General features: G+C 43.0%; 10 protein-coding genes, 2 rRNA genes and 2 pseudogenes. 11 read left to right on the forward strand and 3 right to left on the reverse strand.

The window, feature by feature from the left end; genetic code table 11:
- Positions 1–28 precede the first annotated feature (28 nt).
- Both MUO15_RS20320 and rrf read left to right on the forward strand, forming a co-directional pair.
- Positions 29–2,949, forward strand: a 23S ribosomal RNA gene (locus tag MUO15_RS20320).
- Positions 2,950–3,144: 195 nt separating this feature from the next.
- A 5S ribosomal RNA gene (gene rrf / locus MUO15_RS20325) occupies positions 3,145–3,258 on the forward strand.
- Between the two features lie 593 nt (positions 3,259–3,851).
- Here the strand turns inward: rrf and MUO15_RS20330 are convergent.
- Positions 3,852–4,829: a cation diffusion facilitator family transporter gene (locus MUO15_RS20330; protein ID WP_245032253.1), complete on the reverse strand. Its 978-nt coding sequence runs from the start codon at positions 4,827–4,829 to the stop codon at positions 3,852–3,854.
- Between the two features lie 204 nt (positions 4,830–5,033).
- Here MUO15_RS20330 and MUO15_RS20335 point away from each other — a divergent pair, with 204 nt between their 5' ends.
- On the forward strand, positions 5,034–5,288 hold the full coding sequence (locus MUO15_RS20335) for a hypothetical protein (RefSeq protein ID WP_245032255.1): 255 nt from the start codon (positions 5,034–5,036) through the stop codon (positions 5,286–5,288).
- Positions 5,289–5,403: 115 nt separating this feature from the next.
- Here the strand turns inward: MUO15_RS20335 and MUO15_RS20340 are convergent.
- A pseudogene (locus MUO15_RS20340) lies at positions 5,404–6,662 on the reverse strand (NAD(P)/FAD-dependent oxidoreductase).
- Between the two features lie 106 nt (positions 6,663–6,768).
- On the opposite strand from MUO15_RS20340, the gene MUO15_RS20345 reads away from it, so the two are divergent.
- Both MUO15_RS20345 and MUO15_RS20350 read left to right on the forward strand, forming a co-directional pair.
- The gene (locus MUO15_RS20345; RefSeq protein WP_245032257.1) at positions 6,769–8,397 is read left to right on the forward strand and encodes a putative polysaccharide biosynthesis protein; all 1,629 of its coding nucleotides are present in this window, start codon (positions 6,769–6,771) and stop codon (positions 8,395–8,397) included.
- Between the two features lie 3 nt (positions 8,398–8,400).
- Positions 8,401–9,123 carry a pseudouridine synthase gene (locus MUO15_RS20350; RefSeq protein WP_245032259.1) on the forward strand — a complete coding sequence of 241 codons (723 nt, stop codon included), beginning with the start codon at positions 8,401–8,403 and terminating at the stop codon, positions 9,121–9,123.
- An 81-nt stretch (positions 9,124–9,204) separates the two neighbouring features.
- Here MUO15_RS20350 and MUO15_RS20355 read toward each other — a convergent pair whose 3' ends face one another.
- A complete protein-coding gene (locus MUO15_RS20355; protein ID WP_396266277.1) occupies positions 9,205–9,444 on the reverse strand; it encodes a DeoR family transcriptional regulator in 240 nt (79 codons plus the stop codon).
- 140 nt (positions 9,445–9,584) lie between these two features.
- Between MUO15_RS20355 and MUO15_RS20360 the strand changes: the two genes are divergently transcribed.
- The 6 genes and pseudogenes from MUO15_RS20360 (at position 9,585) to MUO15_RS20385 (ending at position 14,763) form a co-directional block, all read left to right on the forward strand.
- Entirely contained in the window at positions 9,585–10,610 is a 1,026-nt protein-coding gene (locus tag MUO15_RS20360; RefSeq protein WP_245032263.1) for an ion channel, read from the forward strand.
- Positions 10,607–10,777: a hypothetical protein gene (locus MUO15_RS20365; protein WP_245032264.1), complete on the forward strand. Its 171-nt coding sequence runs from the start codon at positions 10,607–10,609 to the stop codon at positions 10,775–10,777. The genes MUO15_RS20360 and MUO15_RS20365 overlap by 4 nt, the downstream gene beginning before the upstream one ends.
- Positions 10,744–11,985 carry a dipeptidase PepV gene (gene pepV, locus MUO15_RS20370; protein WP_245032267.1) on the forward strand — a complete coding sequence of 414 codons (1,242 nt, stop codon included), beginning with the start codon at positions 10,744–10,746 and terminating at the stop codon, positions 11,983–11,985. The genes MUO15_RS20365 and pepV overlap by 34 nt, the downstream gene beginning before the upstream one ends.
- Positions 11,986–12,201: 216 nt before the next feature.
- Positions 12,202–12,771 (forward strand): RNA 2',3'-cyclic phosphodiesterase, encoded by a 570-nt coding sequence (gene thpR, locus MUO15_RS20375; protein ID WP_245032269.1) that lies wholly within the window; start codon positions 12,202–12,204, stop codon positions 12,769–12,771.
- Positions 12,772–13,686, forward strand: a complete 915-nt coding sequence (locus MUO15_RS20380) for an NERD domain-containing protein (protein ID WP_245032271.1) — start codon at positions 12,772–12,774, stop codon at positions 13,684–13,686.
- 274 nt (positions 13,687–13,960) lie between these two features.
- Positions 13,961–14,763 (forward strand): annotated as a pseudogene (locus tag MUO15_RS20385) (phosphotransferase).
- Positions 14,764–14,795 lie beyond the last annotated feature (32 nt).

Here is a 14,795-nt window from a genome sequence, read left to right on the forward strand (position 1 = left end):
TTTTTTAACGTCTTTTCACGACGATAATAGTTAAGTGAATAAGGGCGCACGGTGGATGCCTTGGTACTAGGAGCCGATGAAGGACGGGACTAACACCGATATGCTTTGGGAAGCCGTAAGTAGGCTATGCACCGAAGATTTCCGAATGGGGAACCCCCTGCTCGTAATGGAGCAGGATCCTTTACTGAATACATAGGTAAGGGAAGGCAGACCCGGGGAACTGAAACATCTCATTACCCGGAGGAAGAGAAAGCAAACGCGATTTCCTAAGTAGCGGCGAGCGAAACGGAATCAGCCCAAACCAGAAAGCTTGCTTTCTGGGGTTGTAGGACACTCCTTTGGAGTTACAAAAAAAGAGGATAGATGAATCGATCTGGAACGATCAGCCGGAGCAGGTAAGAGCCCTGTAGTCGACATCCTCTTTTCTCCGGAGTGGATCCTGAGTACGGCGGAACACGAGGAATTCCGTCGGAATCCGGGAGGACCATCTCCCAAGGCTAAATACTCCCTAGTAACCGATAGTGAACCAGTACCGTGAGGGAAAGGTGAAAAGCACCCCGGAAGGGGAGTGAAAGAGATCCTGAAACCGTGTGCCTACAAGTAGTCGGAGCCCATTGATGGGTGACGGCGTGCCTTTTGTAGAATGAACCGGCGAGTTACGACCGTCTGCAAGGTTAAGCTAAAGCAGCGGAGCCGCAGCGAAAGCGAGTCTGAATAGGGCGAAGCAGTAGGCGGTCGTAGACCCGAAACCGTGTGATCTACCCATGTCCAGGGTGAAGGTCAGGTAACACTGACTGGAGGCCCGAACCCACGCAAGTTGAAAATTGCGGGGATGAGGTGTGGGTAGGGGTGAAATGCCAATCGAACACGGAGATAGCTGGTTCTCTCCGAAATAGCTTTAGGGCTAGCCTCAGAATAGAAAGTCTTGGAGGTAGAGCACTGATTGGACGAGGGGCCCCTACCGGGTTACCGAATTCAGTCAAACTCCGAATGCCAACGACTTTGTTCTGGGAGTCAGACCATGGGTGATAAGGTTCATGGTCGAAAGGGAAACAGCCCAGACCGCCAGCTAAGGTCCCAAAGTGTGTGTTAAGTGGAAAAGGATGTGGAGTTGCTTAGACAACCAGGATGTTGGCTTAGAAGCAGCCATCATTGAAAGAGTGCGTAATAGCTCACTGGTCGAGTGACTCTGCGCCGAAAATATACCGGGGCTAAACACACCACCGAAGCTGCGGATTGATCCGAACGGATCAGTGGTAGGAGAGCGTTCTAAGGGCTGCGAAGTCAGACCGTAAGGACTGGTGGAGCGCTTAGAAGTGAGAATGCCGGTATGAGTAGCGAAAAAAGAGTGAGAATCTCTTTCACCGAAAGCCCAAGGTTTCCTGAGGAAGGCTCGTCCTCTCAGGGTTAGTCGGGACCTAAGCCGAGGCCGAAAGGCGTAGGCGATGGCCAACAGGTTGATATTCCTGTACCGCCTCCTTTCCGTTTGAACGACGGGGGGACGCAGGAGGATAAGGAGAGCGCACCACTGGATGTGTGCGTCCAAGCAGTAAGACGGTCGAGACAGGCAAATCCGCTCGGCAACGTCAAGCTGTGATGGGGAGGGAATTTAAGTACCGAAGCTCCTGATTTCACACTGCCAAGAAAATCCTCTAGTGAGGAAAGAGGCGCCCGTACCGCAAACCAACACAGGTAGGCGAGGAGAGAATCCTAAGGTGAGCGGGAGAACTCTCGTTAAGGAACTCGGCAAAATGACCCCGTAACTTCGGGAGAAGGGGTGCTCCTCTGCCGAGGAGCCGCAGTGAAAAGGCCCAAGCGACTGTTTACCAAAAACACAGGTCTCTGCGAAGCCGTAAGGCGAAGTATAGGGGCTGACACCTGCCCGGTGCTGGAAGGTTAAGGGGATGCGTTAGCGCTCTGCGCGAAGCGTTGAACCGAAGCCCCAGTAAACGGCGGCCGTAACTATAACGGTCCTAAGGTAGCGAAATTCCTTGTCGGGTAAGTTCCGACCCGCACGAAAGGTGCAACGACTTGGGCACTGTCTCAACGAGAGACCCGGTGAAATTATACTATGCGTGAAGATGCGCATTACCCGCGACAGGACGGAAAGACCCCGTGGAGCTTTACTGTAGCCTGATATTGAATGTTGGTACAGCTTGTACAGGATAGGTGGGAGCCTGAGAACCCGGAGCGCTAGCTTCGGTGGAGGCGCTGGTGGGATACCACCCTGGCTGTACGGACATTCTAACCCAGGACCGTGATCCGGTTCGGAGACAGTGTCAGGTGGGCAGTTTGACTGGGGCGGTCGCCTCCTAAAGAGTAACGGAGGCGCCCAAAGGTTCCCTCAGAATGGTTGGAAATCATTCGCAGAGTGTAAAGGCACAAGGGAGCTTGACTGCGAGACCTACAAGTCGAGCAGGGACGAAAGTCGGGCTTAGTGATCCGGCGGTACCGTATGGAAGGGCCGTCGCTCAACGGATAAAAGCTACCCCGGGGATAACAGGCTTATCTCCCCCAAGAGTCCACATCGACGGGGAGGTTTGGCACCTCGATGTCGGCTCATCGCATCCTGGGGCTGTAGTCGGTCCCAAGGGTTGGGCTGTTCGCCCATTAAAGCGGTACGCGAGCTGGGTTCAGAACGTCGTGAGACAGTTCGGTCCCTATCCGTCGTGGGCGTTGGAAATCTGAAAGGAGCTGTCCTTAGTACGAGAGGACCGGGATGGACACACCGCTGGTGTACCAGTTGTTCCGCCAGGAGCATCGCTGGGTAGCTACGTGTGGACGGGATAAGTGCTGAAAGCATCTAAGCATGAAGCCCCCCTTGAGATGAGATTTCCCCTTACGCCAAGTAAGTAAGATTCCTCAGAGACGATGAGGTCGATAGGTCCGAGGTCGAAGCGTGGTGACACGTGAAGCTGACGGATACTAATCAATCGATGGCTTAACTATATTAAAAAGCGGAGACGACCGTTTACGTCCGCTGGGCTAAGTGAGCTCACGTAAAGGCTTTGGTTTTTCAGCCTTGAAGAGAGATGACTTAGAACATGAGGACTTGGGAGTCGGAGCTAGATTGTCAAACGTTAAAACATGATGTTGGTCTTGGATGTCTTATCCAGTTTTGAGGGTTCACCTCATAACCCATGATGTGGTGGCGAGAGCGAAGAGGTCACACCTGTTCCCATGCCGAACACAGCAGTTAAGCTCTTCAGCGCCGATGGTAGTCGGGTCGATCCCCATGAGAGTAGGACGCGGCCACGTCAAGTAACCTCTTGGAATTATCCAAGGGGTTTTTTAGTATCCCTATATTTGGGCATAAGCTATAGGGGTTAAGTCTCTAACGCCGTAGGTTGTTGTAGCCGTTAGCCAAAGACAAAGCTATCTAGAAGCCATTCGAAGCGATAGTACCTCATCTTCGAGAAGAGGAGGGAAGAGCTGAAAGATAGAATGAGTACTATGTCCCTGGCGTACGCCTCATCGAAAAGATAAACCAATTCTCCTTAGGATGGCACAACTGAATGATGGAATGGTTGAGAAGAATGCTCCGAATGATTCGATGGAAAGTGTGGGAGATGCCAAAGACAAAAAGAAAGCACCTAATGGCTTTAGGCGTATCAGGCAAAGGCTTTTAAACGGGGAACATAAGAAAAGGCTACAGGCTATTCGCCTGTAGCCTTTTCCTCCACCGTACGCTCAAATGACCAATATTAGCATCGAATGGGTCGTGGTTATAACGTTTGAATTCTATTGAATCGCCGTATACGAGTCCGTCCGTACGGTGGTGTGAGAGGTCGGGCTTTAACACTCCCGCCTACTCGATTAGGCACGAGCACACCGCATAACTAGTTTACGTGCTACGTTTTTTTAGGGTTTGATTTTTCTACCTGCCAATCTTTTTGGTCATCAGTCTCTAATATTCCTATTGTCACATCGACAACTCCTGGATCTTCTAATACCTTATCTTGAACTTGATATTTGATATCATCCGCTTCTCCTAGCGTAAGTCCTTTCTTAAGCTCAATATAACTCTCAACATGATAATCTCTTCCTTCTTGGACAATTCGAAGCTTACTAATATCAACTACATTTTGATCACCTAAAATAATTTTCGCTATTCGTTCTTCAACAATTTTAGGGGCAGCTACACCGATTAAGCCGATTGTATTTTCGTATCCAATCTTAAGAGCGATGCCAATTAGCAAGATGCCGATAATAAGGGTCCCCAAACCATCAAGAAAATATAACCCTGTAAAATGGGATAATACAACAAAAATTAACGCGATCACCGCACCGGATGTTGCCACAATATCTTCATAAAAAACAAGACGAGTCGGCGGTGCTGCCAGGCTAACATTTTTAAATGCGTTTGTAAAAATGTTACCCTCTTCTAATTTTGCACGGCTTTCTACACCAATTTCTTTCATTACTTTAATTAAGATATATCCGTCAACAATTATAGCTACTACTAATACTCCAATATTCAGCCAAATGTTAGATGCTGGATGAGGGTCCTGTATTAATCCCCATCCTTTTAAAATGGTTTCATAGGCCATGATAGTAACAATAGTAACAGCTACAAGTACAAAGAGGTTGACAACACGTCCAAATCCAGATGGGAACCGCTCTGTAGGTTCTTTTTCAGCTAATGCACTTCCAAAAAAAACAAACCCTTGGTTGGTTGCATCGGCTGCCGAGTGGATAGCTGTTGCGAACATCGCTCCGCTGCCGCTAATTGCAGCTGCAATCGCTTTGATAATTGCCAATAATGTATTCCCTAGGGCTGCTATACCAGATGATTTATTTCCTTTCTTGAGCAATTTTAAAAAGGCCATAAGTTTTCACCCTCACTGATTTAGTCAATACCTTTTTATTTTGCTTTAAAAATACAATTTTAATCTCTTATATAAGAATTAATTCCATTGTAATTTTTTCTAATGGTCTTTAAACTGCTGATTATAAGGGACAAAAGTTTATAGGGTTATGATAAACTAATAATTAGTTTCTTTTATAAGAAAGGGGTAGTGAGGAGCTATAGTATGGTGGAGGATAAACAATCACACGTATTAGTTAAGAAATACATTGTTGTGCTTCTTTTCATTCCAGCAGAATTTTATTTATTATCATTAGGGGAAAAGGTTTCAACATTTCAACAAGTCTGTTTGAACAGTATTATCATAATGCTGGCTGTTATTGGTGTTCTAGCTGCCACTGGAAGGAATCTGTTTTATGGGGTACTGTGCTTGGCAGCGTCTCTGTTATTTACATATATGAGTTTAGTACTTATTTGGTAAAAGGCGAGAAACTTGTTAAGGTATCTCGTCTTTTACCTTTATAAGCGAGTCTATAAACGAATTAAGACTGATCTAACATATAACGCTGAACTAGCTTGTTATTCAAAAACTTCCCCTATCCCATCGCTTCATACGCTGCATGAATACCTGCTACCCGGCCTGTAACCATAGCAGCTGTGATGTTATATCCCCTGTATAGCCATGAATATCAAGGATTTCACCACAAAAATAAAGTCCTGCCATGAGTTTTGATTGCATCGTGTTTGGTACAACCTCTTTAATTGAAACACCGCCTCCAGTGACAAAGGCTTTTTCAATTGGCTGCGAATCATGGACAGTAACATTAAAATGCTTTACGTGTTTGACAAAACTGTGGAGTTGCTGGTTGGAGATATTTGCCGCCTTATCTTCGTGATTTATCCCATTAACCTGTAATAGATAATCAAGTAATCGCTCAGGGACTACTCCTTTAACGACATTACGAAAAGACTTTTTAGGTTGTTCTTGCAATTGAATTTGCAAATGTTCATATAATTTTTGCTCATGTTCGTCTGGTAGACAGTCAATTTCTATCGTGACGGGTCTATGACCTTTCATAAATTCTTTAACTACATACTGGGAACATCTTAGAATCGCTGGCCCCGATAAGCCGAAGTGTGTAAACAGCATGTCCATTCGATGGGTAATGATCGCTTTGTTTTTCTTATTCATAACGGAGACGTCTACATCTCTTAAGGAGAGACCCTGAAGTGCCTTATTCTGAATAAAAGAATCCTTCGATAGCAGGGGAACTTCTGTTGGAAAAAGTGTTGTTATTGTATGGCCCGCTTTTTTTGCCCACGCATAGCCATCCCCTGTACTTCCTGTGTGAGGAACAGCCTTCCCGCCGACCGCTAAAACAACGGAGCGAGTGATGATTTTTTCCTTGGACTGTAAAATAATTTGATGTTCATCCTCACCGTAAATAATGGCCTCGACAGGTGTCTTTGTACGTATGTCAACATTGAGCTCCTTAAGTCGTGAAAGAAGAGCGTTGACAACATCTTTCGCTTTATTACTGGTCGGGAACATCCGTCCGTGATCTTCCTCTTTCAACCCAACTCCTAAATCTTCAAAAAAATCGATGATGTCATAGTTATTGAAAACAGAAAAAGGGCTGTACAGAAATTTTCCATTGCCAGGTATATGCTTAATCACTTCATCCTCTGGTAGACGGTTCGTGACATTACAACGGCCGCCGCCCGATATGGCAAGCTTTGTGCCAAGCTTGCTTCCTTTATCAAGGAGTAAAGTAGTAGCCCCTTGTTCAGCAGCTGCAATGGCCGCCATTAACCCGGATGGTCCTCCGCCGATGATCGTTACTTGGTAGCTCATGTCGTTCTTCCTTTCTTTTTAACCACTTAAAACAGATGTTTCCTTCTTATTTATGGTAAAATAGATCCGTTCGACTCTACAACATATTGAAGGTGAAAATAACATTATGTCGAAAATTTTAAAAGGTACAATGATTTTGACAGTCGCCTCATTCCTGTCAAAATTTTTAGGAATGATTTATACAGTCCCGTTTGAGGAAATGGTAGGTCCTGATGGGATGGAGCTCTATTTCTACGCTTATACACCATACAATATTTTATTAAGTTTATCTACACTTGGTGTACCTTTAGCTGTATCAAAGTTTGTCTCCAAATATAATTCGCTTGAGGATTATCAAACAGGACGTGAGATGTTAAAGTCTGGCATGCTGCTTATGGGACTTACAGGATTTGTTGCGTTTTTGATTACGTTTTTAGGCGCTGAACAAATTGCTATTCATAGTTTGTCGGATGAAGCTACGAATACTAAGGTAGCCGAGGTAACTATGGTTATTCGTATGATCAGCTTTGCCCTACTAATTATACCTTTAATGAGTATCATACGCGGATTTTTTCAAGGAAACGACTCAATGGCTCCCACCGGGATTTCTCAAGTCATTGAACAAATCGTGCGGATTATCTTTTTACTCGTTTCGGTATATATTGTACTTAATGTGATAGGCGGGGAGCTTTCAACAGCAATTGGTTTTTCCACTTTTGCGGCTTTCGTAGGTGGAGTTGCCTCATTCATTGTCCTGGTTGTGTTTTGGAAAAAGCGTAAACCCCATTTGGATAAGCTGGTAGAACAGCAGGAGTTTACGTATGATATTTCAAGAAAATCAATGTTTAAGGAACTGTTAGGTTATGCAGGCCCGTTTGTGTTAGTTGGAATAGCGACACCCCTGTATCAGCTAATTGATCAATTTACTTTCAAACAAGCAATGTATGAAGCTGGTCTCGGGCAAGATTCCGGGGAGGCAATATCAGCCATCCATGTGTTAAGTCATAAGTTGGTAATCATACCTGTAACATTAGGAATTGGTCTATCCCTTGCTTTACTACCGGCTATAACAAAGTCATACACAAAAAATTACATGGGACAGTTAAATCACCAAATCAACCAGGCATTACAGATTATAGCCCTGCTCATTTTGCCTGCAGTCGTAGGATTATCGGTTCTCGCTTATGAGGCCTATGGATCCTTTTATGGGGTAGATAGGGTGAGTTATTTTGGGGAATTGCTTAGATGGTATGCGCCCGTTGGATTATTCTTTGCATTATATACTGTAACATCGTCCATTCTACAAGGTATAAACCGGCAAAACTTCGCTGTGGTCAGTCTCGGTTCAGGACTTGCGATTAAGCTCCTCACAAACTCATGGTTTATCGTTATGTTCGGTGCAAAAGGATCAATTATTTCAACCGGATTGGCAGTCCTTGTCGCTGTAGCTTTAAATTTATGGCGAATTCACAGAGCGATTGATTTTTCATACAAGCAAGTATATAAAAGAAGCCTGCTTATCATCATCGTTACTACGATCATGGCTGCTGTCGTTTTTTTAATAAAATGGGCTATAGGCCTTCTGTGGGACCCGCTTGATAGCAGACTGGCTGCATTGTTTATATTATTGCTCAGTGCAGGAGTAGGAGGGATCCTTTATTTGTGGATGGCCTACCAAACAACATTGCTCGAGAGAATATTAGGAGGACGTGTACGGATACTTGATAAGTTTTTACGGCGCGGCCAAAGGGGGTAAGGTATGAGAATCGATAAATTGTTAGCAAATATGGGTTATGGCACACGAAAAAAAGTCAAAGGGCTGCTTAAGGGTGGAAATGTGAGAGTTAATGGTGAGCCAGAGAAGAGTCCTAAATCCCATGTAAATCCAAATGAAGATATGGTTACTGTCATGGGAGAAGAAGTAGACTATCGAGAATATATTTATTTAATGTTAAATAAACCGGGTGATTTAGTTTCCGCTACAAAGGATGCGAATGACACAACAGTTATTGATATTCTTCAAATAGAAGATCAAGTCTTCGAACCCTTTCCTATTGGCAGGTTAGATAAAGATACAGAGGGATTGCTCTTAATTACTAACGACGGCCAGCTGGCCCATCGTTTAACCACGCCAAAAAAGGATATTGGTAAAACGTATTATGCTGTTATAGCGGGTGAAGTAACAAAAAGTGATGTAGAAAAATTCGCTGAAGGTGTTACTCTTGATGACGGATATGTCACGAAACCTGCGAATCTCCACATTATACATTCAGCTGCTCAATCAGAAATAGAGCTGACGATAACAGAAGGTAAGTTCCACCAAGTGAAACGAATGTTTGAAGCAGTCGATAAACAGGTTACTTACTTAAAACGAATTCAGATAGGAAATTTGAAGCTGGATCCTGAACTTGAGTTAGGGGAATATAGAGAACTCACTGAAGAAGAACTTGATTATTTGCTCACCATTACTAATTTAGAATAGCAAAAAACACCCGGGATCTCCCCGGGTGTTCTATCATTAGATAAGAAATTGGTAAGCACATCTTTCTGCTTTTTCTATAGTTTATGAAATCTTGACTTTCTTTTCAGTTGTTGTCCACTTTCCACGGTGCGGGCTTGAAACAAGACCGTTGTATTCCAAAATGCTTAAGTCCCTTTGCATCGTTCGATCAGTTATACCGAACTCTTCAGCGAGCTGGTTAGTCGTAACGACCCCTTGGTCCTTAATATACAAGTAAACAGCCTTGATCCGATTTAGCATACGGGATGATGGATGATTCAAAAGACCACTCCTTATTATCATTCATTGGAATTCTCGCGGTGCTAGTGAATGTATGAAGTTATCTATATATTACAACAATGAGAACAAATCGGCTAGAAAAACGAGTTAAATTTACAGAGTTTTCATTATACTTTACATTAAAATAAAGAGGGGGCGCTACAATGATCATATTAAGAAAGTTCTTTCTAAAAATGTTGAAAGTAAATAACTATGTCTTGTTCGTAAGTAGTGCCTTATTGATAATCTTATCTTCAGTCCTTGTTGTTTATGTTGAGAATGATACGTTTCCTACCGTATTCGATGGCTTTTGGTGGGTAATGACAACCGTGACAACTGTAGGATATGGAGATTATTATCCTGTAACTGTAGCCGGTCGTGGCATAGCGATTATTTTGTACATATTTGGCATCGGCCTCATCGGAATTGTAATAGGTAAAATCATTGACGGACTTGCAGTATTTAGAAAAAAAAGGGTGGAGGGTGATATCGTGTTTAAAGGCAGGGATCATTTTATTATTATTGGCTGGTCGCAAAAGGCACGTTTTGCTGTTAATGAGATGGTGGCTACCCATAAAGATGTTGAAATCATTATCATTGACGAACTGGAAGAAGCACCAATATTAACGGAGAATATTCACTACATAAAAGGCAATGCATCAGAAGCGATAACCTTAGAAAAAGCATCCGTAGCAAGTGCACGCTCTGTCCTGATATTTGCAGATGATCACCTAACGAATGATCAAGTAACAGACGGAAAAACACTGCTGATTGCTTCCACCATCGAGTCGGTTGCTCCTAATGTTCACACCGTTGTAGAAGTTATGGAAGAGAAACATATTAAGAATTTTCAGCATGCACGCGTAGATGAATTTATTGTATCGAATGAAACGATTTCTTCACTCGCCGTTAGATCAGCCTTCAGGAAAGGGGTTTCAGAGATTTATAGTCAGCTGTTGAGACGTTCTGTAGGTGATGACCTTTATCATATCCCTGTACGCTCCTCATGGGGTACGTACCGTGATGCATTTCAGGAATTATTAAATGAAGGCGCAACACTGATTGCAGACCGGAGCGATCTTACCATCAACCGCCGCCTTGATGAGCAATTGCCTGCCGAGGCCGAATTGTACGTCGTTTGTGATGAGCCTACTTATGAAAAGATTATGAAAAAAGGTGGCTCCCTATGAACTTTAAATCATTAAGTCAACAATATGAATCAGAATATACTGAAAAGGTTTCACAACTATTACGTATTCCAAGTGTTTATGAAGAGAGTGCCGATTTTCCTTATGGTAAAGCCATTGATCAATCCTTCAAACGATGCTTAAGATTGCTGAAAAGGATGGTTTCGTAACAAAGAACGTTGATGGTCACGCCGGTCACATCGAGTTTGGACAAGGAGAGCAAATTCTCGGTATTCTCGGCCACCTGGATGTTGTACCATCAGGAGAAGGCTGGGAGACCGATCCTTTCACACCTGTCATTAAGGACGGAAACATCTATGCCCGAGGAACACAGGACGATAAAGGACCGGTCATGGCCGCCTATATCGCTATGAAACTGCTCAAAGATCAAGGCTTCAAGCCAAACAAACGCGTCCGGCTCATCGTTGGAACCGACGAAGAACGAGACTGGCAGGGCATCGAGCATTATTTTAAGCATGAAGATATGCCCGAGTTCGGTTTTTCCCCAGATGCCTCTTTTCCAGTTATTAATGCGGAAAAAGGGTTAGTAGATACCTATCTCACGTTCCCTGTATCCAAAGAATCACATGGTACTTGTGAGCTTCTGACGATTGAGAGTGGGGATCGCCTGAATATGGTTCCGTCCCATGCGATAGCGAAAATTAAAACGGCTGATGACATAGAGGAAGCATTCCAATCCTTCCTCCGAACAAAGGATGTTGAAGGAAAAGTAGATAGGCAAAATGATGAAATCACCATAACAGTTGAGGGGACACCAGCACATGGCAGTAAGCCAGAACAGGGTAAAAATGCGGCCCTCCTTTTGTTAGCTTTTTTACAAGAGCTCCCTCTTCCAAAAGCACACAAGCAAATCGTGACAAAGCTTCACCATCGATTTCATGATTTTACTGGGAAAGCTATAGGGTTGAATTACATGGATGAAGCTTCTGGCTCACTTACATTAAACGTAGGCTCACTCACTTGGAAAAAGGGAGAGAACTGCCGAGTAGGGTTAAATACACGTTATCCTGTGACTGTTGATGGAGAAACCGTGATTGATAAAATAAAACAATTTGCTGAACATGAGGGTGGATTGTTTGAACTTTACGATCACTTGCACGCTCTCTATGTAGAAGCTGATAATCCTTACGTACAAACATTATTATCTATTTATAATGAAGTAACAAATGAGGATGAAAAGGTGAAAGCTATAGGTGGCGCTACCTATGCACGGACACTTAAATCCGGTGTCGCTTATGGGGCTTTGTTCAAAGACAGCCCTGATACAGCCCATCAAAAAAATGAGCACGTACGAATAAAAGACATGATTAAGGCGATCTCCATCTACGCGGATTCCATCTACCGACTAACCAAATAACTTCTTGAAGTTCATATAAGAAAGATAAGCGTGCCACAGCGGTCAGTTATTCGGCTGTAGGAAATGGTTAGGGAATGCTTTTTGCGACGTTCTTATTGATGTTTGGAGTGTTCAAGGAATGTATGGCTTTTTCTCAATAATAAGTTTCTATAGGGATTGGCATAGTTGCAGTTATTCGTAATAGTCACCAGTTTCTATGAAAAGGAGTGTTGCGTGATGGCGACTAATCACTATTTTATCGGGGTCCCTTTACAAAAAGAAAAACAAGATGAGTTTGCAGATTTACAAAAGATACTACGGCAGGAGATGACTTATAAAACATGGACGCACCCTGAAGATTTTCATATTACGCTGAAATTTCTAGGTGCCTGCACAACGGAGCAACTGGCAGCCATCGAAAAGGAACTGCAAAAAAAATCGTGGCCTGACCCATTTGAACTAGAGCTCGGACCTGCAGCTTCTTTTGGAAAGAAGGACCAACCAAGGGTCTTTCATCTATCAGTTAAAGAAGCCTCTCCCTTGGCAAGAATTAAAAAAGAGATTGAGCAACTTTGTGAACAGGTGGGTTTTGAGAAAGAAGATAGAACGTATAAGCCGCATATTACCTTGGCGAAAAAGTGGGTTAGCGGACTGTCTCCTTTGTCGGCTGAGAAGGTTAATGACCACTTTTTAAAAACCTATTCTATGGACGTTGATCGTTTTTGCCTCTATCAAATTCACCCGCAGCAATCCCCTAAGTATGAGGTTGTATGCGAAGTAAACCTGTATAGTGGAGGTGAAGCCTAAATGGCTCAGTTAATTAAACTGCAGGACTATATTTCGAGGTACGAAACGAATATGTACCAATATCCCAGCAAATATATTCGTCTAAAGCAGGAAAATTGGACGAAAATAAAGCAACTGTGGGAGCAAGGGGAGCTGCAAGGGCGCGAGAAGAAGAAGGAAATTCCTTTAGAGGAAGATAGAAAGGATAAACCCTGGCTTCGTTTTTTAAGGAAGAGACAAGTAGAGCATCATGTCGAAGCTATCGAAGAAGAAGCGTGGACACCGACAACGATGCTTGAACTAAAACAGTATTTTCTTGATGGGCTGCTCCCTTTCCAAATCAAATGGGCTACCACGACATTGCAAAAGAAATCGTTTGTTGATGGATCTATACATGAGGATGAAAACTTAAAGTTATTTTTGCAACGCCTGCCTGATACTTTTTTGGTTATGTATCATCCCATTGTTGAAATCAAGACGGTTCCAGTGGAGGCGGAGGTCATCTTAATTGGCCCACACGAAATTGAAATCATTTCTGTCTTAGATGTGCCGGACGTTACGACTATATATCCTTCTAGTGAATCTAGCTGGCATGTAGAGAAAAGAGGGATTCGTACCAAGATGTTCAGCCCAATGCATGGGTTAAAAAGAACAGAGACGTTTGTGAAAAGTGTCTTGCGGTCGTATGATCTTGATTTTCCTTTCCGTAAAGTAGTTTTGGCACCTTCACATTCATTTGATGGACCAAAAGCATCTTATTTAACAAGTTACATAGATAAAGCATCCTACACTGGATGGTTAGAAGAGAAAAGGAAGCTGAGTTCCCCTTTGAAACACAATCAATTGAAAGTGGCAGATTTACTCATCCGCCATACAAAAACACTAGCAGTGAAAAGGCCCGAATGGGAACTGGATGATTCTAAGAATCAATTATAAGAATAGCACATATAAAAATTGGAGCTGTTTCTTCTCTTGATCAGCCAGCATGGAAAGTGAAAGAGTGTGATTTAAAAAGCTGAACAAGAACGTATTATTTAAAACTTAATAAGATATTCCTTGAAAGCTGACTGGCTTTTGCGTTAATCTATTAAAAGGTGTCTTATTGTTGAGATAGTAACGAACTATAAAATTCTTGTTATATAGGATATATTGATAGAAGATGAAAACGTAATCCATCACAGGAAGATTTGAGGAATTGAAGGTGAACTGGTTGGAGCACATATTAGGAAACAATTGGACAATTACACCTGCTGGAGGTTCCACAGGTGAAGCATATTATGCCCAGAACGAAGGGAAACGTTTATTTTTAAAGCGTAACTCTTCACCTTTTCTTGCTGTTCTTTCTGCTGAAGGAATTGTACCTAAGCTAATTTGGACGAAGAGGTTAGAGAACGGGGATGTAATCACAGCCCAGGATTGGCTTGAGGGTCGAGAGTTGAATACAGAAGAGATGAAGCATCCAAGGGTTGCCGAGTTGCTTAGTAAAATCCACCATTCCTCCGAATTATTGGATATGCTTATGAGACTAGGTAAACATCCACTTACCCCCAAGAAGTTTTAAAAGATATTATCGAAAATCAAAAGATATTAGGACAAGTAGAACCCGGGATTGAAATGCATCAAGCCATTTCATATCTAGAAAAACATGTCCTTGAAGTGGAATTTAATTATCATGTCGTATGCCATTGTGATACGAATCATAATAATTGGCTGCTATCATCTAGAGACCAACTTTATTTGGTCGATTGGGACAATGCGATGGTGGCCGACCCAGCATTAGATCTTGGTATGCTGTTATATTCCTACATCCCAGAGGAAGACTGGAACAAATGGCTCCATCAATATGGCGTGAAGCCAAGTTCGCATTTATTTAAACGAATGACTTGGTATGCCGTTTCTCAGGCTTTGGCTTTTATTCAATGGCATATGATGCGGGGAGAATATCAGGAAGCTGAAAATAGAATGGGCAGGCTGAAACAAATGATGATCCGTTATCAAATTATTTCTGCCTAGAAGGACTTGTACTAGAACTCCTGGTGTAAGTC

It is taken from the genome of Halobacillus amylolyticus, assembly GCF_022921115.1.
Taxonomy (GTDB): Bacteria; Bacillota; Bacilli; order Bacillales; family Halobacillaceae; genus Halobacillus_A; species Halobacillus_A amylolyticus.

What these genes read in the sequence shown, in the direction of transcription:
- MUO15_RS20330 (WP_245032253.1), bottom strand. Translation starts at nt 4,829, where the DNA reads ATGGCCTTTTTAAAATTGCTCAAGAAAGGAAATAAATCATCTGGTATA.
- MUO15_RS20335 (WP_245032255.1), top strand. Translation starts at nt 5,034, where the DNA reads ATGGTGGAGGATAAACAATCACACGTATTAGTTAAGAAATACATTGTT.
- MUO15_RS20345 (WP_245032257.1), top strand. Translation starts at nt 6,769, where the DNA reads ATGTCGAAAATTTTAAAAGGTACAATGATTTTGACAGTCGCCTCATTC.
- MUO15_RS20350 (WP_245032259.1), top strand. Translation starts at nt 8,401, where the DNA reads ATGAGAATCGATAAATTGTTAGCAAATATGGGTTATGGCACACGAAAA.
- MUO15_RS20355 (WP_396266277.1), bottom strand. Translation starts at nt 9,444, where the DNA reads ATGATAATAAGGAGTGGTCTTTTGAATCATCCATCATCCCGTATGCTA.
- MUO15_RS20360 (WP_245032263.1), top strand. Translation starts at nt 9,585, where the DNA reads ATGATCATATTAAGAAAGTTCTTTCTAAAAATGTTGAAAGTAAATAAC.
- MUO15_RS20365 (WP_245032264.1), top strand. Translation starts at nt 10,607, where the DNA reads ATGAACTTTAAATCATTAAGTCAACAATATGAATCAGAATATACTGAA.
- pepV (WP_245032267.1), top strand. Translation starts at nt 10,744, where the DNA reads ATGCTTAAGATTGCTGAAAAGGATGGTTTCGTAACAAAGAACGTTGAT.
- thpR (WP_245032269.1), top strand. Translation starts at nt 12,202, where the DNA reads ATGGCGACTAATCACTATTTTATCGGGGTCCCTTTACAAAAAGAAAAA.
- MUO15_RS20380 (WP_245032271.1), top strand. Translation starts at nt 12,772, where the DNA reads ATGGCTCAGTTAATTAAACTGCAGGACTATATTTCGAGGTACGAAACG.